Genomic DNA, 19,945 nt, shown 5'->3' on the forward strand with positions numbered 1-19,945 from the left:
GAGGTAAGATGAAAATACTGCACCTAGGTGATCTTCACATTGGAAAAAAAGTAAATGGATATTCTATGATTGAAAATCAAAGGGATATTTTTGAACAAATATATAGTGTAATTTCAAAACACAAAATAGAGACAGTTTTAATTGCGGGGGATATCTACGACAGATCTGTTCCTTCAGAAGAATCCATCCAACTATTAGATGATTTTTTATCCCAGTTAATCAATATATTAGGCGTCCACGTGATTGCCATAAGTGGGAATCATGACAGTCCTACAAGACTTGATTTTTCAAGGGGGATATTAGCAAAACAGGGGCTCCATATCCTAGGAGAATATAAAACCCTCGTAAATAAAATAAGCATAGATAATTTTGATTTTTATTTGATGCCCTTTGTTACTCCCGCTGCCATAAGGAAAAAATTTGAAACAATCATAAAGGAAAGGGAGCTGGTTATCTCTACCTATGATGATACTATGAAGTTTATTGCAGGGGAAGCTGCCAAGACTTTAGACATTAACAGGGTTAATATCGCTCTCTACCATGGATTTGTTATTGGCAGCGGTGATGATGAAAAAGAGATAGAGAAGGAAGAATCTGTAAAAACCCTAGCCATAGGAGGAAAAGAATCTGTTGCTGAAAGATATTTCTTAGATTTTGATTATACAGCTCTAGGCCACCTTCACGGTAACCGAAAAGTGAAAAGTGAAAGGGTAAGATATGCCGGTTCTCCTATCAAATATTCTTTCTCTGAAAAAAATCAAAAAAAATCATTGACCATAATAGACATTGATAAAGATAAATTTGACCTAGAACAAATCGAAATAAAAGATATATATCCTATGATCGAATTAAAGGGGACTTTCGACGACATTATGAAAGCAGATATAAATTGTGATGCATATCTTAAAATAACTCTCACTGAAAGTGTATTAGATGCCATGAATAAATTAAGAAGTAGATACTCTCAAATAATGGAACTTGGAATAGAGGTTCCAACTAATGATTCTATCGATAAAGATCACTCCTCTAAAGAGATCCATAAGATTCCTGCTGACCAGCTTTTTACAGACTTAGGCCACAGTGTAGGAATCGAAATAGATAGTGAGGAGATGGAACAATTAAGAGATGTCATCAATGAAATTAAGGAGGTGGCTCATTAATGAGACCTATAAGACTTAAGATGATGGGGATCGGTCCCTATGCTGGTGAAGTCGATCTTGACTTTTCAAAACTCAATGAGGAGGGATTATTTCTTATCACAGGAGCAACAGGAGCTGGAAAAACTTCTATATTTGACGGAATTACCTATGCCCTATTCGGGAAAGCTAATTTCGATGATAATGAGAAAAAAAATGGTATTATCTGTGACTATATCGACGACAAGGAAAAATCTAAAGCCTATGTAGAATATACATTTGATCTGGATGGTATTGAATACCGTGTGAGGAGAACTCCTGCATATGAGTATATCAATAGGAATGATAAACTCTCAAAAAAACTCGAGAGTGTGGAAATTGAATTTAAAGACGAAATCAAAACTAATAAAACAGAGGTAAATAAATTTATCGAGGAAGATATTATAAAACTCGACTATAAACAATTTAAAAAAATAATTATGCTGGCCCAGGGTTCCTTCAGTGAATTTATTAAATCCAATTCCAATCAAAAATCAGAGATACTGAAACAGATTTTTAATACTGATATATATGAAAAAATCAGTTATAGATTAAAAGACAAGTCGGATAATATCAGAAAAAACATCTACAAAAGTAAGGGAGATATCTTTGCTGCCTTGAGAACTTTGGAGATAGAAGATGAAGAGTGGACAGATCTCTTAAAAAAAGAAGTTCTCGAATATGAAAAACTTAACAGGATAATAAGCTCAAATAAGTTGTCCTTAGAAACTCTCATAGAAGAAAAGAAAAACAAAAAATCCAAGCTAGATATTGTAACTCTTACCAAGGAAATTGAGGAATCCAAAGTTATCAATGAGGGAATAATAAAATTAAATTTAGCTGAGAGGGCTCTTTTAACCCTTCAGCAGCAGGATAAAGATATAAAAGATAAAATAAATAAAACAAAGAGAAACCAAGATGCCATGAAGATAAATGGAGAGTATAAAATACTTTTGGATTCTAAAAAAAACTTGGATTCTAAAAAATCTGAATATTCAGAAGGTAAAAATTTTCTTGAAAAATTAGAAGAAAAATCTAAAACAAATGTTGATAACTACAAGGAATTTAAAGAAGAGTTGGAAGAAAAATCTAAATTTATAAGTAAAATGAGTATTCTAGAGGCAGACCTAAAAGTCTACACTTCCAATGAGGAAGAGGTAAGTAACTTAAACAAAGAGGTTAAAAAATTAACCAGAAGACTCCGAGATACTAAAAGAAGCACTAAACATTTAAATTTTCAAAAATGTCACCTAGAGCATATTGAGTCTACTCTAAAAAAAGAACTGGAGAAGAGTAAAAAAATTAATGATAACAAAGGTCTGTTAGAAAAAAAACAGCTTATTTTAATACCTATCCTGTCCAAGATAGGTGATATATCTTTCCTTGAAGACAGGATTAAATCATTAAAAATAGATGAAGAGAGACAGTTAAAGATAACTAAAAAAAAGTTGGGAATTTATAATGATCTCCACAATATATGGATTCAAAATGAAGCTTATAATCTCTCAAAGAAGTTAAAAACAGGAAAACCTTGTATGGTATGTGGTTCTACAACCCACCCTGATCCACCTAAAAAACCAGTAGATTGTCCTACCAAAAAAGAATTAGATAAAGCTAAAGAGATCTATGAAATTTCAAAAAAAGAGTTAACTTTATGTGAGGGGAATCTTCTCTCATCAAAAGATCAATTAGATATTGAGAATGCTAAATTTTTAGAATTAATTACTCCCTATAATCTTCCAGAAGATAAATTTGACCTATTAAATTTAAAGGATGAATACGAGAATAAAATATCTGACCTTAACATCCAATTAGATTCTTTACCTGCACAAATTGATTTGGACAAAGCTACCTCAGATAAAAATGAAAACAACGACAAAATCATCCAAATCATTGAAAAAGAAGGTAAACTCTCTACTGATTTAGAGGTATCAAACTCTAAGATAGAGGGCTTTACCCATGGTAATTTGGAGATAGAAAAAAAATTCCAAGAAAATAAACTGGATATTGAAAAATTTGAAAAAGTTTTAGCCACTGCCAAGGATAGATATGAAGAACTCCAAACTATTATTAAAAATATTGAGGTTTTAAAAGAAAAAATTAAAACTCAAGAAATTCAGTTAAAAGCTGCTGAAGATGATATCAATAAGTTGACTAAAACTATTAAAACTCAAGAACAAAAATGGGATAAAACTCTCATAGAAAATAATTTTAAAGATTTGGACGAGTACCGATCTACACTAAATATCCCTGTAGACCTCTTAAGCGAAGAGATAAAAACTTATAACGAAGAGATCGTCAAACAAAAAACTATAATTTCTGAATCTGAAAAATTTAAAAATTTGAATCCCGTAGATTTAGAAAAATTAAATGAGAAAAGTAAGTTATTAACCCAAGAAATCGAGGAGATAGATGGGTTTATAAATAGAAATCAGACTCAACTAAACAGCTTTACAAATCCTGAAAAAAAATTAGATCAGAGTAGAGTGTTATTAGAAGAGAAGGAAAAACAATATAAAATTTTTAATAAACTCTATGAAATATCTGTAGGTAAATATGGAGAAAAAAGAAACAATATAACTTTTCAAAATTATGTTCTGGCAGTTTATTTTCAAGATGTCTTAGACAGAGCTAATGACAGACTCAGTATAATGACAAATAACCAATACCATATGAGGCTGGATACAGCTAAAAAAGGAAATGCCGGCTCAGGATTAGAGGTAAATGTCTTCGATTCCCATACGGGAAAGGAAAGGAGCATCAAAACTCTCTCCGGGGGTGAAACTTTTAAAGCATCTATGGCTTTAGCTCTGGGATTATCAGATGTGGTGCAATCTCAAAATGGGGGAATAAAGTTGGATTCAGTATTTATAGATGAAGGTTTCGGTACCTTAGATGAGGAGTCTCTTTCTGTAGCCATGGATATTTTGATGGAATTAAAAACTAGTGGTCGAACTGTAGGAATCATCTCCCATGTCAATGAACTAAAGCAGACAATAACCAGCCAAATTAAAGTTGAAAAAACTGTCAGGGGAAGCAGGGCAGAGGTTGTTTATTAGATAATAAATAAATTAAAAAAACTTGAGTCCTTATTCTAATGAGGATTCAAGTTTTTTTCTTTAACTACCCCAAAACAATCAAATAAAAACACCTAATATTTCTAAGACGAGAAGACGTCATACTAACTTTTTTATAATTTAGAAAAGATTAATGCAGGATAAAACAAGTCTTTACCCTAAATTATAATAGTGGATTTTGTTTTGAGGAGGATGATTATGAAAAAAATATATAAAATTACTCTACTGTCTCTTAGTATAATTATATTTCTTTTGGTAGTAGGCACAAACCTAATTTTAAAAGGAGTTGTCAGTTCATCTCTAGAAAGCAGCTTAAAGAGAAAGGTAAGTATCAGCAGCCTCTGGCTAAATCCTTTCACAGGAACTCTTTTTTCCCATAATGTGACCATATGGAAAGATGAGAAAGATCCGCTATTGTCTCTAAAATCTATAGAGATCAATATAGATCCTCTTAAGCTTTTTAGAGGAAAGCTGTCTATAAGTGAGATTCGTCTTATTGAGCCTGCTTTGAATCTCATTAATTTACAGGAAAACTCAGAAGTTAAAAAAAAACCTTCTACAGAAATAAAAAAATCAGCTTCTACGACTTCCTCTCAAGGCTTTATAAAAGAAGTAGAAGTTCATAATATTACAATAGAAAATTTGACTTTTATCAGACCACAGGGAATATTAAAATCAATGAATACAATAACCCTTAAAGTCCCTGAGTCTACCTATGAAAACAATAAACTAAATTTATCTGCAAATCTAAAGGTTTTAGGGAGCGGACTCGTTGATATAAAAATTAAAGTTAATACGGAAACTGGCCTATTGGATACTTCGTTGACATCCCAAGGGTTTCATTTAAATAATACCTTTTCCTCAAAGGAAAAAGGTAACCTCAGTTTATCTGGGGATATTAAAGGTAATATTTTTATTCAAGGAAACTACCTGAAAAAAATATTTCAGGTAGGAGGAAATATCATCAGTTCAAAGGTTCTTGCTGAAAATGAAAAGGGAGAATTGCTTCTAACCTCTGAACATATATCTGTCGACCTGGAAAGTCTGACCTTTCCTGAGATATCTCTAAACCTTAAAAAGTTGGAAATAGAGGACACTAAAGGTAATTTATCTATTTTTAAAAGAGAAAAGAAGGGTTCTATCCTTGAGAAAAAACATGAAGTAAATCTACTATCTGAAGAGACAAAAAATCCTATGCTAAAAGATATAAAGATCGATGAGATTTCAGTTAAAAGGTCTTCCCTCTCCTATGGGGCTCTTATATTTACAGATATAAATTTAAACCTCAAGGATCTGAAAAATATTCCTCAGAATATATCACCTGCTTTACTATCCTTTACCCTTAACGACTCCATAATTTTTTCATCTCAGTCACTTGTTGAGGTATTAGATTATTCTATGGGATTTGATCCTCTTCAATCTCTTATTTTTAAGGGTAATTTTACATTGGAGACCCCATCTTTGGAACTCCCTGATTCAATGAATAAGCACCTCCCATATGAGGCTGAAATTAAAAAAGTTAAACTTAAAGGTGATTACTTCTACACCTACCCTAATATCATATTAAACTCAGATATATTTACCGAAGACCTAAAACTCATAGGAAAGGAGACGCAGCTTCATAATATCCTGATTAGATCCCTCTCTGGGAAGGTTTCTTCAACATATAATTTAGATGATAACTCATACTCTATCTTTGGTCCATTAGATCTTAAAAGGCTCAATATCAAAGATAAAAAAGATCAGAACTTTTTTAATGGTGATCTATCTGTCGCTGTTGGTAGTTTAAGCAAGGAAAAGATTGTTTTAGATTCAGTAAGGTTTAGCAGCTTTTTTTTAGATTTAAATAAAAAAATTTCTCCTGAAGTTCCCAAAAGTTCTTCAGAAGAAGAAATTGCCACCCAAGGTGATAAAACACCTCCTAAAGAGGAGGACATTGAAGTTATAATAGATAATCTTAAATTGAGAAAGGGGCAGATAGTTACAGGAGATCTCTCCCTAAATAATGTCTATCTAGATGGAAATAATATATCCAATAAAAATATAAATTCAAATTTTATAGTAGATGTACTTGTAAATAATTCCGCTTCCTTTAAGGGAAATTTGAATGTAAAGTTAGACGATATAGACGTATTATCAGATCTCAAAGTAAAGGGAAATGTATCCGTTTCCAATTTAGATCTTAAGATATTGACTCCTTATCTCAAAGCCCTCCCCTATGAATTCAATGGAGTTATCAACTATTCATCTTTTTTGAATTATTCAAAGGATACTATGAGCTCCAAGGGGGATTTTTCTGCCGCCGACCTCTACATAAAAAAACCTGATTCTATGGAAATATTCATGGGAAATATACGTTCTAAGGTAGATTTCAGATTAAAAAAAGAGGAGTTTACCCTTTCAAAAAGCAGTTTCTCTTTTACAAATCTAGATGGTAAAATAAAAGATGAAACTAAGTTTAAAATATCTAAAGGTGATATAGCTGTGAAGGAGTTCTCTCCTAAAATAATAAAATTAGGTACCATCTCCTTGATATCTCCCACAATAGATTTGAGAGAAGCTCCTAAAGAATCCAATGAGATAAAAACGTCTTCAAAGGTTCCCAATGAACAAAAAGAAGAAAACCCTCTGCCTATATTATCAGCTTCGAAAATAAAAATTAAAAATGGAAAAGTTACCTACAGAGGTCTGAAAAAAATCTCTATCTATGACAATATAGATGTCTCAACTTTAAACTTTACTACTGAAAAAAATAAAATATTTTCCATAGATACAGGTTTTTCAATTATAGGAATTGAAAAAATAGAACTCAAGGGGAACCTTAGTCTGAAGGAAGACTGGGATTTCTCTCCTAAAACACTTACCTTCAATGGAGCCTTTAATGTGACAAAATTAAAAATCCCTGATTTTAATAACCTCCTAAGAAAAAGCCTGCCCAATGAATTTGATGGTGGTATTCTGTCATCCCGAGGAAAAGTTGATCTAAGTGGTGGTCAGTTAAATTCAGAGCATGATATAACCATCTCAAAAATAGATTTAGGGAAAGTTACCGGTTATTCCAGAGAAATTCCTTTAGGATCCATAGTAAAGGTGCTCACCGATAAATATGGAAATATCAACCTTACCCTTCCTGTGACCGGGGATCTTACCAATCCAAAGTTAGGTATAACAACAATTGTTACCAGCAGTCTTATGAGCGGATTGATAAAAGCAGCTAAATCTCCTCAAACTATCATTTCCAAGATCCTTACTTTGGAAAATAATGAGATCAAGACCATCTATTTTCAATATCTTTCAGATGAATTGAATAAATTGGAGAGAGACAAACTGAGTGAAATTGTAAATATACTTACAGAAAATCCAAAATCTAAGGTGACTTTTACTCTCTATACCAATAAAAACATAGAAAAGAATCTTATAGCCACAAAATCCATCACCGGTATCCTCTCTGGCCAGAAGACGGGTTCAGAAATAACTTTAGAAGGTCTCATGGAGGATAGAAAACAATATATCCTTAATTTCTTTACAAATAGAGTATCTTCCAAAAGAATAGAAGTAAAAATTTCTAAAGACAATCACTCTCTGCCACAGGCTAAAGTTGATTTTAAAGAATAAAATTCTGATTTTAAAATAATTTATAACTGCAAATAACACATTAATAAATTTTATTCTAAAAGAGCAAGTCGACAGATTAAATCGACTTGCTCTTTTTTATTATTCTATGATGTTTTTAATTCTACTGCACCTTCTTCAACTGTGTCTCTTCCCTCTCTTCTTATTTCATCCCATACAGAAAAATTTCCTTCTATCCCAATCTTATTTGGATTAAAGTCCCACTCATCTTCTCTATTTTCTTTCATTCTTAATTTATAATCTTTTAGGCAGGCAATTGCTGGTTTATGCATTATTAAAATTCCTACTATATTTATCCAAGCCATTATTCCTATCCCTATATCTCCAAAAGTCCAAGCCATTCCTCCTGCTGCTATAGAACCTGAAAATGTAAATCCAAGATATACTAACTTTGAAACAAATCTGATTTTTTTACCTTTTTCACTACCCTTAGTTAAATATACTAACGCTGTATCTCCATTCCAGAAAAATGCTAATAATGTAGTAAAGGCAAAGAATACTATGGCTATGGCAACTATATATGCACCATATCCAATACCTATATCTAATGCTGTAGATGTATTAGCGGCTCCTACTGATCCCATACTCATACTAGAAGTTGCACCCTTTCCTGCAAATATTGTCTTACCGGTAGCTCCATCAAAGACCTTATATGCTCCTGTAATAATAATCATCAAAGCTGTAGCTGTACATACAAATATTGAGTCAATATAGATAGAAAATGCTTGTATCAATCCTTGTTTAGCAGGATGTGATGTATCTGCTGCTGCTGCTGAAGCTGGTCCCGTTCCCTGCCCTGCTTCATTCGAATAAATACCTCTTTTTACACCCCAAGATATTGCTGCACCTGCAATTCCTGCAAAAGCTTCTTCTTTTCCAAATGCAGATTTAACTATTAAAGTTAATGATGGGATGATATCCCCGGCATTAAGTGCCAGCACTATCACTGCAATGATGATATATATTACTGCCATAAATGGAACTACTATACCAGCAAACTTCGCTAATCTTTTCGCTCCTCCAAAAACAATAACACTTAAGAATCCTACAATAATTAATCCTGTCATCCATTGAGGAACTCCTACTGCTGTCTTTAAACTTCCTGCGATTACATTTGATTGAGTAGACGGCATACATATCAACATAGCTAACACTGTAGACATTGCAAATAAATTTCCATACCAAGTTTTCCCGCCTAATAACCCTTTTTTAAAGTAATAAGCAGGTCCTCCTCTATATCCACCTTCAAATTTTTCTTTATATAATTGTCCCAATGTAGATTCCACATATGATGATGCAGCCCCTAACAATGAAATCATCCATAACCAGAATATCGACCCGGGTCCTCCTAATGCTATGGCTGTAGCTACTCCTGCAATATTCCCAGTTCCTACCCTTCCGGATACAGACATACACATGGCTTCAAATCCACTTATTGAATCCTTAGACCTTTCTCCTTCCTTAACATCTTTTCCCAATAATAATCTTATCATCTCTTTAATCATCATAAATTGAACACCACTTGTTTTTAAAGTAAAAAACAACCCTGCACCTAAACAAAGATATACAAGCACCGGTGACCAAACAATACTATTTAACCCATTAATTATAACTTCCATTAAAACCTCCAAAGTAATTTTGTTAAGAAATATAAATTCTTAATTTTTTTATTTACTAATAGAAGTTTAGCTTCACTTCTTACCTAATGTCAAACCTAAAACAGAACAAGTTATCTCGTTTCAGTTCACCTATAGCGCATTGTATTCCTTTGGTTGTGATTTTTTTGTCAAAAAATAATTTTTTTTAACAAATGAAATTTAAGACCAATGTTTAAGTACGTTAATACTAAAATTGCAGAACTAACCCATAAGAAAAATAGAACTACAAGAGCCGAAATATTTAAAATCTAAGCTATTAATTTTATTTATTTTTTTATTTTATTTTGATCTAATTCATCCATAGATCTTTAAGTTTATTATAATTTCTGTTGTAGCCACCAATTACTATATTGAGTTCTAAAGTAATACTTAATTTAGCTTAATATAGGATATTTTTATCACTTTTTTTATTTCTATTAAAATTATACAATAAAATGGTATTAAATTATAAAACGATCCATTTTAATTTACTTTAGTTTTAACTTTTTTATAAGCTTTTTTTAATTAAGTGAAAGAGGTAACAATTCATTTCGATTTTAATTTTTTTTATTTTCATAGCTTTTTAACACTCTTCTAATATAATTCTAACAGTCACTAATCCATTTCTAATGAAAAGACATCTATTTCTTCTCATATTATATTTATACCTTTTTAACATAACTAACAAAAGACCAAATTAAAAATTTGGTCTTTTCATCTATCTACTTTTTTTATTAGATACCTCTTTAAATGTTAGGAATTCTCAACTTTTTCTAAAATTATTCTATTTTTAAAAGCTCCTCGTTTTCTATTTTTTTCCAGTCTGGCTCTTTCAATTTCATCCTCACTAAAACCATAATAATCTCCTAAGGCCCTTAAAACTTCCAATATGTCTGCCATCTCTTCTATACATGGTGTTTCATAAAATTCTTCTACTTCCTCATTAATCTTAGCTTTCAGAGCCACTAAATATTCTTTGTCATCTGCAGTATGACAATGTGATTTTTTCCCATTTTCTTTAATTATCTCAGGTATCCTATCCCTAACTAATTTATTATATATTTTCATTTCAAACCTCCTAATGTTTAATACCTTTTTATAGTTCTATCCACTATCTTCTACCCCATCTACTATATTTTTAAAAACTCCTATATTCTTTTCTATGACCTTTCTTGAAACTCTGTTGACAGTGTTACACGTAATCAAAGTTCTGTTTGCCCCTTCTTTTCTCAAAAGATCAAAACATAAGTATGATATATTTTAAAGTGTGATTTCATATATATAACTTATCTTTTCTGGAGTTTTATTCGAAAAAAATAAATATTTAATTGACTATCCTCGTTTTATGATATACACTATATATGTTAAACATAAACAAGATAAACTACATAAATAAAATCGTACTTGAATTGTTTTTTAAATTAGTGTGTATATTTTTATAATTTATGGAGGTGTAAAATGATTAGCAAACAAAAAAGCGAGATGACTATCGAAGAAAAGGATAACAAAATAATTTTTAATATATTAGTTATAACAGGTCTTCTCATAATAGCAGGCTTTATTTATAGTATCGTCAATAAACCACAACCAGCAAAAGCGGGTATAAAAAGTGCATTTGAAAGAAATTATCAGATAAAAATAACTTAATTTAGATCTATCCAAAACATCTTTTAAAGAGGAATAATTCCTTTGAAATTACTCCTCTTTATTTTAACAATTTTATACTCTTCAACCACTTTGTGACACATATACCCCCATATTATAAGGGCTGGGTCTATATATATCCTCCAACCAGAGAAGAGGAGATGTATCCCTCCATGTATTTTTTTATTCCACACTGGTTAGATTAATATTACAGTTCTAAAGATATGCTAAAATCATCTTTACATTCCACATTGATTAGATTAATGAAAATTAACTCTGTTAAACATTCTCTTAGAATTTTATATTTATATTCCACATTGATTAAATTAATATCTATAAAGTTTAAATAAATTAATTCAGGATAAATATCTTTACATTCCACACTGGTTAAATTGATATAAGAATTTCTCAAATCATTTCCTGTTTCCTATATAAAATTAACAATATAATTTTCTCTTTCACCATTTTTCATTTTTCTTGTATCTATATAGATATCCCCACTATCTTCATGAATACCATATTCTGACGTATAAACAACTGTTTTTTTATTGAATATTCTCTTATTCCCACATATTTCATAATTTTTATTTAAAAAATATTTTGTTCCATTTTTATTTTTTAACGTTATATCATTTTCCTTTATCTTCTGGTAATCTAAATATGCAGAATTTTTACCGATAAAGCCTTCTAATTCATCTATAACTTCTTCCGATAAATCTTGAACCAATTCTACAATTTCACACTCACTTATATCCACAAAGTCTTCACTTCTTCCAATAGATTTTAAATTATAGATATTTTCTTTTATAATCTCTAATGTTTTATCATCTGTTTTAACATGAATAATTAAATTTACATCGTGTAAAATTTCATAATACCTGATTGATGTTGTCAAAGAATTATATTTTGAAATTTCCCTTGTATAGTTATTATATTCAAATGCTTTTATCTTTTCATTGATATTCTTTTCTTTCTTTCTAACCTCTTTTTCCCTCAAATCTACACTTTTATATTTCCATGATTTTTTTATCAGATTTTTTTTCTTATCTGCCAGAGATTTTTTCCTAACTTTAAATATTCTTTTTAGTCTCTCTATCCTAGTTCTTTTAAAATTTGAAATTTTATCGTTTAAGTTTTTTAACTTTCTATACTCATCCATCAAATCCGGGTTCTTTACCTCTATGGTTATTCCCTTCCTAAAACTATTTCCCATACTTTTTTTAGCTACTGCTACCTTATCAAAAGCGGTAGAAATTAGATTATTGTTTTTCATTTTCACTAAAATTCCCCGGTCATCCATGACAGAGTTTAAAAAACAATAATCTGTGTATGGTTGTTTCAGTAGGGATGAATAGGTCCCTTGAATAGAAAGATCCATAGGATGATACTCTCTAAAGTTACAGGCATTATGCAGGGCACCTATCACTGTTGAAAGAGGAGGAAGCGGGTAGGTCATCTTATTGGTTATAGTCTCCTCCTTCTTATAGTGTGCCTTATTTTGGGTTAATACTAATCTCAGAGCCTTCATAATTATACTCCATAGTATTGATTGACTTCATCTTTTAAATTATCAAAGAACTTCGCTACACTCATAGGTCTTAATTCTTCGACTATATCAGTCTCATTATCTATACCATCTCCCTCTAAAAGTCCTACCCTGTATCCTTTGGCTATCCTGTCCTTTAAATCATTCGTTATCTTTAGTTTTCCATCTTTTACTCTTACAACATTTTCAAATTGATGGGTCATCCTGTCTGATAATCCTCCCACAACAAATATAGGTTCAGCATTATCTAAATTTCCTTTTACAATTAAATTAAGGTTTTCAACAGTTTTTAACATAGAGTTAACTCTCTCTGCTTTCTCCTCGTGACTAGCCTCTATATCAAAATTTTCATCTTTTCCAATCATAGAAAGATCAAATGTAATAGAATAGATCTTTAATGATTTGTCGTATTCATAGTTATATGGCATGAGTCCTGTTTTTTTAGCGGCTTCCCTATCCTGAAGTCTTATATTATTTGCTTTACCATATGTCCTGGCAAGGTGAAGATTATTGTGAAATCTTGCTTCATTTACAAAGGGTTCACAGGCAACAGCATCTGTTAGGTAAAATGAACTTTTTCTTACATATGTAAGTTTTTTCTCTCCTACAGCTGTATTCATATACCCACCTTCTAGTGCCCTGCAGTTACTTACATTTAATTCTTCATTTACTTCTTTTTGAGTAGCTCCGTCTACAGTTACTTTCAAATCATCATACATCCCACTCTGTACCATCAATGAGTTCTTCAAACTTTCCCTGCTCCTGGTAGCATAGGTATTCCCATTTCTAAAAACTTTTTGTATAGAGGATACATTTCCTAATCCCTCTCCATAGTTTGAAGTTATATTGGCAATTACTGTCAACGTTAATGCTCTTTTCATTATTTCTCCTCCCCTTTGTAAGTTTTTTTCTCTCCCAATGTATTTATAAATGTATACGCCAGATTTTTATTATCTTCAAAATTTTCAAAGAGATCTACAGCAACTCCTATACTGACCTGCGTATAAGCAGAAAGGTGTAATAATATTTCGCATACTCTATCATAATCCTTTAATGTAATAGCACTTACCAGTCTTTGCTCGTATGTTCTTATCTTACTTGGGTTATTTCTCAATGCTTTTTTTATCTGCATAGCAGATCCATAAGCAACCTTTTGTTTATCAGTCATATTTCCTCCCCTGTAGATCAATTCATTTATCTTTACCAGGTGTGATATTAAATATCCCTTATTTCTTTCCTTCAATAAGTTATCTAACAAATCATCTAGCTTTATCTCATTTAAAATACTGTCGGTTACAACTTTTTCTAATTTTATAAATTCATTTTTTACCTTACAGGGCTTTCTCAGAATATCTAATTGCTTTTTATCTATCTGATTAAATATCTTTCGGGCTTTTTCTCTGATATAGATGGTCTCAAAATAATCTTTTTCCCTTTCTTTATAGATCAACTCTACATCATAATCTATAAAATTAAAGCTGTCCCTATTAAATAAATTATTTCTAATACTTTTTTGTGACTGTTCATGGCACTCCCAGCTATTGGTTTTTATAAGTTGATTTAGGTTAAAATTATTATTTACAAAGAAGGCTTCCCTAGTTTTTGAAAAAGCAAAGGGGATAAAATCAAATAATCTATCATCTGAATACAAAAAAGTAGATGTATCTCTCATATAGGCTATAGACCTTCCTTTTTTAGGCATATCGATAGAATACCCCCTGATTCTGCAGGAATTAAGATCCTCCTTTAAAAGATTATTTTCATTACAGAAATTATAATATAAACTCCTCCCGCCTCTAAAAGTCTCACTTATTAATCGCAGTCGGTTTCTGTCTATAATCTCCTCTATCTCCAAACTATTTTTACCATTATATTTGATTTCTTTAAAAGTTTTTAACATTATAGTATTGCTAGATATATTTTTAGATAATTTTTCGTTGACTGCCTTTATCCTTTCATCCTCCCTCTCATCCTCCCAAGGAGTATCCAATAGATCCTCAACTTTTTTATGATGCATTGACTCTCTAAAATATTTTTCTGCAAAGAGCAGATATTTTTCATCTGTTATCTCTTTAGTATTAAATTCTAAATAATCGTCTGTCTGATTATAATGAATGTCATAATCCTTTAAATATTTACTCACTCCTACAATAGCTGCACTCCAACGCCAATCCGATGGATACATCCGAGTATTGTACTCTCCCTCTATAACTTCTTTCATGTCCCCCCCTACTCTATAATCTCCAGCATTCCAAAACCAGCTGATGATCTGCTTCCAAATCCTGATTTATATAAATAATTTAATATTTTTTTATCTCCCTTCATATAGAAGTTTCCCAAAGTTACAGGGAATTTAGAACTATAAAAACTCACCACAGTACGTTTTGTCTTTATAGGTACTATCTCAAATTCTTCCAATAACGATTTAGAAAATTTATCCTTTAAATTATATAGAGTATTTTTCTTTAATATTTTTAACCCTTTTTCGTCAAAATCATGGTACCAGCTGTTTTTTCCTTCTCTGACCTCTCTAATTACTATGGGTGATAGTGTCCTAAATACAGCCTCATCTCTGATCACTTCCTTTTCCAGTCTCTTATGAATCCTCACCACTACAAATGAATTTTCATCCATAGAAATTTTTTTCCCCTTGCTGCCTATCAAGGCATTTAAAAAATGAAGAGCTTCCATCATATTTTCCACGGATAAAAATATTTTTATATAATTATTTTTCAGGTATACCCTGTCTTTTTCTATTTTTTCAACAGGAAGGTATACAGAAAAAGTAAAATTCCTCCTTTCTGGATCATCATATATAGCTTTCTTTATATCTATATTATATTCTTCCAATGATCCTTTAAAAAATGAGAGTATTTTCCTTCTATAATCTGTAGAAATGACTTTTTTTTCTAATTTACACCTTATTTCAAACCTCATAGTGCCCCCTCTATAATTGAAGATATCTTTAATTATTTTAAATTTATACATCTTGTAAAGTAAAAAAAAAGAACCCCAGGCTCTTTATTTTTTAATAGATATTCTTCCCACAAATAACCACGATTAATCAATAATTTAAAGAATTATTATAATCAATAAATTATTTCTTTTATACACTATCTTTCCTTTCAAACTTAGTGTACTTCAAAAAAATAGATTAATCAATAGTATCTTTGAAAAAACTTAACTTTTTTACGAGTTTAATTAAATTTTAACTATTTATTACTAAAATAATAACTAATTTGTATATTAAAAACTACTTTCTAGATCTATAGGCCTAATCTTAGGATACAATAGATAAAAGAAATATTGGGGGATATTTTTGAAACGTTTCCTGATAAGAAAAAACGTCTCCCGAAGAAACAAATAGTCCCATCAGTAGACGTTTTAAGCCCGTAAATATAAGCTCAATTACAGCAATTGATTTTTCTTTAAAGTTTTCACTCCATATTGGTTAGATTAATAATTTGTCTGTATTTGGCTGAATTACTGGTCTTTGATTTAAATTCCATATTGGTTAGATTAAATTTATCATTAAACCTGATTTTAGACTTGATTTTAATATGTTTACATTCCACATTGATTAGATTAATAATTTCTTATTTTAATGAAAATAATACATTTACATTCCATTTTGATTAGATTAATACAGGTTAGCATAACATCTTTTTCAAGTGTTTATCTAAACTTTATTTCTACTAAATTGATACTAGATTTATCGGTAGTAATATTACAAAAGAAAACAATTTACATTCCACTTTGATTAGATTAATATTTAGACGAATCTGTATTCTGTTGAAATAAAAGGGATTTATATTCCACACTGATTAAATTAATATCTAAGTACCCATTCTCTCACGGTATCATTTCCTTTACATTCCATATTGGTTAGATTACCAGCTAACAAAGTTATTTACCAATTTAAATTCTACTCTAGTTAGATTATTATAAAATTTGTTTTTTGTCAATAGAGTATACTCCATTGAACCCTATCTGTCGACCCTGAAGAAATAAAAATAAAATTTTTATTTCAATATTTTTTTCTCCTCAAAATAAGTTTTATATAATTTAACAAAATTAAAAAATATAAAACTTGACTTAACATATCTAGTGAAGTAAAATTACTTGGATTAAAATTTGAGAAGAAAAGGAGAAGAAAAAAATGAAAAATAAGACCAAATCATTGCTCTATATTATTTTGGATTCCCTTGCAGTAGCAGGGATGTTGTTTTTTGTAAAGGATATAGGAAGAGATATACCTATCTTTGAAAAAATATTTTTTAAAAATATTTTATGTGTAATAGTGGTATTTTTACTCCTAAAGATTAAAAAAATACCTATACTGGGAAGTAGAAAGAATCGAAAAGCAATGATTTTAAGAGGATTTGTTGGTGGAATGGCCGTATATCTTCAATTTTATACTGTAAGTCTGTTAAAACTTTCTGATTCCGCGGTACTTTTAAAAACAGTTCCATTTTTCATAACGATAATTGCCTGCTTGTTTTTAAAGGAAAAATTAACTCCTATCCAAATACCGGCATTGATAATATCTTTTGTAGGAGTACTTTTCATCGTACGCCCCGGGTACAATATCCAACTGGTACCATCTATGATAGCTCTTCTGTCTGCATTTTTAGCTGCAATATCTTATTCCATTGTGAAGCATGTTAAAAATAATAACGAAAATACTCTCGTAGTTATATTTTACTTTACCGGGATCAACCTATTATTTAGTCTTCCTATGACAGTAATGGATTATCATGCTCCAGATCCACACCAGCTTTTTGATTTAATTTCATTGGGGATATGTCTTTTCATTGGTCAGTTTGCTCTGACTAAAGCTTATGAATATGCTCCTGCAAGTGAGGTTTCAATCTATTCATATTTCACTGTATTGGTAGCTTCACTTATAGCCTTCGCAGTCTGGGGTGAAGTTCCAAATAAATTTACAGCTATTGGAGCAGTGCTTATTATACTTTCTTCTTGTTTGATCTATAAATTTAATGGATTCAAAAAAAAGATGGCTGTAAGCTACTACAATTAAAAGATTAGAAAAGGACACAATATCAGTGCCCTTTTTTTATCTATACATATCCCCTAAAAAAAACTATGTATTTGTATTGAAACTATAATAAAAGCTGCTTTAAAATCAAATTTAAAAGCAGCCAGATATTATCTCTATTTTATCTCTTATACCCATTTTCATATTGTGCTTCCTCTATGAGTTTCCCATCTTTATTGTAAGCTTTAAGAGTCCCATGCCGATAACCTCTCTCATTATAACTTTCTATCTTTTCTATCTTTCCATTGGAATAATAATATTTTTGTGTTCCGACACTATACCCCCGGTCACCGTAGTTTTGTTCTGCTTTTTTCTTTCCATTTTCATAAAACTCAATTTTTTTCCCAATATTTTTATATAAATCATAGTCCATTGTACCTTTAGATTTCACCTTTCCATCAAAATAATATTCAGTAACTTCTACTTTTTTCCCTGAAGATAATTTATCTCCATAATTGATGGTCTTTTTTAATTTTCCATTTTCATAGTAGGTTTTATCCATTCCTACCCTGATCCATACTCTGTCTATATAGACACCTTTTTGTGTCTGAAGAACTTGTTTTTTATCGTAATTATAATAGATTGTCCTGTCATAATTCTTTCCTTGGCTGTATAGATCTATATAATAGATTTTATCCCCGTGATAGTGAATACTTTTCCCATCTATTCTTCCATCGACCATACTCCCAATAGTTTTGGCATTTTTATGTTCGTAGGCTGTAAATTTCCCATTAGCAATTCCATCAGCACTATAGTTCAAAATTTTCTTAAGAATTCCATTGTTATAGTCTTTTTGAATATACTTCCCATCATTTTTATAATGCTGTGATTGAGTCAGATAATTATTCTCGTATCTATACTTTTCCTTGAGAGCCCCGTTATCATAGTGGTAGAGATAGTTCCCAGAACCGCTATCATTACTTATTTCTTCTTTGGTATAACCACTGAAAGATTTTTTATCAACTATATCTTTTACGTCAACTATAACAAGGTCAGAAGGAAGTCTGTCTCCTCCTCTATCCTCTTCTTTAACTCCATCTTTATAATAATGGATATAATCTCTATAACCTGTATAAACTCCTTTATCAAAAAAACCTAGTTTTTTTTCTAATTTCTCTCCTTTTTCAATCAATATCTCTACTCTTCCGTGGGGTATTCCTTTCACAAAATTTTGTATAAATAAAGACTTAGAATAATTGTTCCTTGTTAAAGATTCTCCGTCAAGGTTTCCATCTGAATCATAATTTTTTAATTCCGTTAAAATCCCGTTTTTATACTCTATACTTCTTGTTATTTTTTTCAGATCACCATCTGCAAAGTGAAATTCACTTAGTTTTTTTCCCTCTTTATTGTAGTAGTTTCTAGAGAGGAGGATTCCGTCACTATAATTTTCTATCTGCATAACAGCATAATAGGTGTTCCCAAGATCTTTTTCAGCTTTGCCATAGAGTTCCCCTGTAAAATTTTCTTTAGGAGTATCTCCCCATACAACTACTCTTGATTGTTTTTTAACTGCCGGCTGGATATCTTCTGCTGTCCTCAAACCCTGGCTGAAGAATAATTTTTTATCAGATGATTTTTCCTGTACCCCGTTTAAAACACCGTCACTGTACCTCTCTACTACCTTATTTCCTCTATAATCTTCAGAGCTAACTTCTCCATCTAAAACACCATGGGAATACTCGCTGTTTTTTCCTTTTTTCTCAAATGATACTCCATGGCGAAGTCCCATCTCGTCAAAAGACTGGTCAAAGGTAAGTTCGCCGGTCTTATTTACTTTTTTTAAGTTAGAAAGCACTCCTTTTTTATAGGTAGAATATTCTTTTCCCCCGTAGTATTCTTCCTTCTCCACCACTCCATTTATAGGTTTATTGTCCAGTACACTATAAACTTTTTTTTCCTTACTATACATTGGTATATCCAGAATTTTATTTTCTACAGATGTACAGCCCATCAGAAATAACAGCCCAGATACTAAAAATATTTTTGATTTTAAATTCATAACTCCCCCTTGGTTTCTCTCATATTTTACTTAATGTTTACTTTAACATAATTTAATGAATTTTTAAATTTTTATTTCAAATTTTTTTAATTTTCAGAACTTTCTTAACAGTAAAAAAGGACCCAGAGTGAAAGGTCACTCCAGACCCCGAAAAATTTAGAATAACTAACTC

The 19,945-nt window shown here is 30.8% G+C and carries 12 protein-coding genes; 5 read left to right on the forward strand and 7 right to left on the reverse strand.

The annotated features are described in order from the left end of the window. Positions 1-8 precede the first annotated feature (8 nt). The 3 genes from K337_RS17880 (at position 9) to K337_RS0106955 (ending at position 7,867) form a co-directional block, all read left to right on the forward strand. On the forward strand, positions 9-1,160 hold the full coding sequence (locus tag K337_RS17880; RefSeq protein WP_051251648.1) for an exonuclease SbcCD subunit D: 1,152 nt from the start codon (positions 9-11) through the stop codon (positions 1,158-1,160). Beyond that, the gene (locus K337_RS0106950) at positions 1,160-4,234 is read left to right on the forward strand and encodes an AAA family ATPase (protein WP_028855970.1); all 3,075 of its coding nucleotides are present in this window, start codon (positions 1,160-1,162) and stop codon (positions 4,232-4,234) included. The genes K337_RS17880 and K337_RS0106950 overlap by 1 nt, the downstream gene beginning before the upstream one ends. 216 nt (positions 4,235-4,450) lie before the next feature. Next, complete coding sequence (locus K337_RS0106955; RefSeq protein WP_028855971.1) at positions 4,451-7,867, forward strand: DUF748 domain-containing protein; 3,417 nt, start codon at positions 4,451-4,453, stop codon at positions 7,865-7,867. 104 nt (positions 7,868-7,971) lie between these two features. On the opposite strand, the gene K337_RS0106960 is transcribed toward K337_RS0106955, so the two are convergent. Both K337_RS0106960 and K337_RS0106965 read right to left on the reverse strand, forming a co-directional pair. Further along, positions 7,972-9,504, reverse strand: a complete 1,533-nt coding sequence (locus K337_RS0106960; protein WP_028855972.1) for an alanine/glycine:cation symporter family protein — start codon at positions 9,502-9,504, stop codon at positions 7,972-7,974. Positions 9,505-10,275: 771 nt separating this feature from the next. Further along, on the reverse strand, positions 10,276-10,590 hold the full coding sequence (locus K337_RS0106965) for a nucleoside triphosphate pyrophosphohydrolase (protein WP_028855973.1): 315 nt from the start codon (positions 10,588-10,590) through the stop codon (positions 10,276-10,278). A gap of 390 nt (positions 10,591-10,980) precedes the next feature. Here K337_RS0106965 and K337_RS0106970 point away from each other — a divergent pair, with 390 nt between their 5' ends. Next, entirely contained in the window at positions 10,981-11,169 is a 189-nt protein-coding gene (locus K337_RS0106970) for a hypothetical protein (RefSeq protein ID WP_028855974.1), read from the forward strand. 424 nt (positions 11,170-11,593) lie between these two features. Here K337_RS0106970 and cas5 read toward each other — a convergent pair whose 3' ends face one another. The 4 genes from cas5 to cas6 are packed head-to-tail and all read right to left on the reverse strand — an operon-like array spanning position 11,594 to position 15,649. Further along, positions 11,594-12,694, reverse strand: a complete 1,101-nt coding sequence (cas5, locus tag K337_RS0106975) for a CRISPR-associated protein Cas5 (protein ID WP_028855975.1) — start codon at positions 12,692-12,694, stop codon at positions 11,594-11,596. 2 nt (positions 12,695-12,696) lie between these two features. Next, positions 12,697-13,596 (reverse strand): type I-B CRISPR-associated protein Cas7/Cst2/DevR, encoded by a 900-nt coding sequence (gene cas7i / locus K337_RS0106980; RefSeq protein WP_028855976.1) that lies wholly within the window; start codon positions 13,594-13,596, stop codon positions 12,697-12,699. Beyond that, a complete protein-coding gene (cas8a1, locus tag K337_RS0106985; protein ID WP_028855977.1) occupies positions 13,593-14,933 on the reverse strand; it encodes a type I CRISPR-associated protein Cas8a1/Csx8 in 1,341 nt (446 codons plus the stop codon). The genes cas7i and cas8a1 overlap by 4 nt, the downstream gene beginning before the upstream one ends. A gap of 8 nt (positions 14,934-14,941) precedes the next feature. Then, positions 14,942-15,649 carry a CRISPR-associated endoribonuclease Cas6 gene (cas6, locus tag K337_RS19110; RefSeq protein WP_051251649.1) on the reverse strand — a complete coding sequence of 236 codons (708 nt, stop codon included), beginning with the start codon at positions 15,647-15,649 and terminating at the stop codon, positions 14,942-14,944. Positions 15,650-16,871: 1,222 nt separating this feature from the next. Here cas6 and K337_RS0106995 point away from each other — a divergent pair. Then, positions 16,872-17,753 (forward strand): DMT family transporter, encoded by an 882-nt coding sequence (locus K337_RS0106995; RefSeq protein WP_028855978.1) that lies wholly within the window; start codon positions 16,872-16,874, stop codon positions 17,751-17,753. Positions 17,754-17,892: 139 nt separating this feature from the next. Here the strand turns inward: K337_RS0106995 and K337_RS0107000 are convergent, their stop codons facing one another. Beyond that, positions 17,893-19,773 carry a toxin-antitoxin system YwqK family antitoxin gene (locus tag K337_RS0107000; protein WP_028855979.1) on the reverse strand — a complete coding sequence of 627 codons (1,881 nt, stop codon included), beginning with the start codon at positions 19,771-19,773 and terminating at the stop codon, positions 17,893-17,895. Between the last annotated feature and the right edge of the window lie 172 nt (positions 19,774-19,945).

Origin of the sequence: Psychrilyobacter atlanticus DSM 19335 (assembly GCF_000426625.1) — a bacterium.
Taxonomy (GTDB): domain Bacteria; phylum Fusobacteriota; class Fusobacteriia; order Fusobacteriales; family Fusobacteriaceae; genus Psychrilyobacter; species Psychrilyobacter atlanticus.

Excerpts from the sequence above, each read along its gene's own strand:
- K337_RS17880 (WP_051251648.1), top strand. The coding sequence starts at position 9 with ATGAAAATACTGCACCTAGGTGATCTTCACATTGGAAAAAAAGTAAAT.
- K337_RS0106950 (WP_028855970.1), top strand. The coding sequence starts at position 1,160 with ATGAGACCTATAAGACTTAAGATGATGGGGATCGGTCCCTATGCTGGT.
- K337_RS0106955 (WP_028855971.1), top strand. The coding sequence starts at position 4,451 with ATGAAAAAAATATATAAAATTACTCTACTGTCTCTTAGTATAATTATA.
- K337_RS0106960 (WP_028855972.1), bottom strand. The coding sequence starts at position 9,504 with ATGGAAGTTATAATTAATGGGTTAAATAGTATTGTTTGGTCACCGGTG.
- K337_RS0106965 (WP_028855973.1), bottom strand. The coding sequence starts at position 10,590 with ATGAAAATATATAATAAATTAGTTAGGGATAGGATACCTGAGATAATT.
- K337_RS0106970 (WP_028855974.1), top strand. The coding sequence starts at position 10,981 with ATGATTAGCAAACAAAAAAGCGAGATGACTATCGAAGAAAAGGATAAC.
- cas5 (WP_028855975.1), bottom strand. The coding sequence starts at position 12,694 with ATGAAGGCTCTGAGATTAGTATTAACCCAAAATAAGGCACACTATAAG.
- cas8a1 (WP_028855977.1), bottom strand. The coding sequence starts at position 14,933 with ATGAAAGAAGTTATAGAGGGAGAGTACAATACTCGGATGTATCCATCG.
- cas6 (WP_051251649.1), bottom strand. The coding sequence starts at position 15,649 with ATGAGGTTTGAAATAAGGTGTAAATTAGAAAAAAAAGTCATTTCTACA.
- K337_RS0106995 (WP_028855978.1), top strand. The coding sequence starts at position 16,872 with ATGAAAAATAAGACCAAATCATTGCTCTATATTATTTTGGATTCCCTT.
- K337_RS0107000 (WP_028855979.1), bottom strand. The coding sequence starts at position 19,773 with ATGAATTTAAAATCAAAAATATTTTTAGTATCTGGGCTGTTATTTCTG.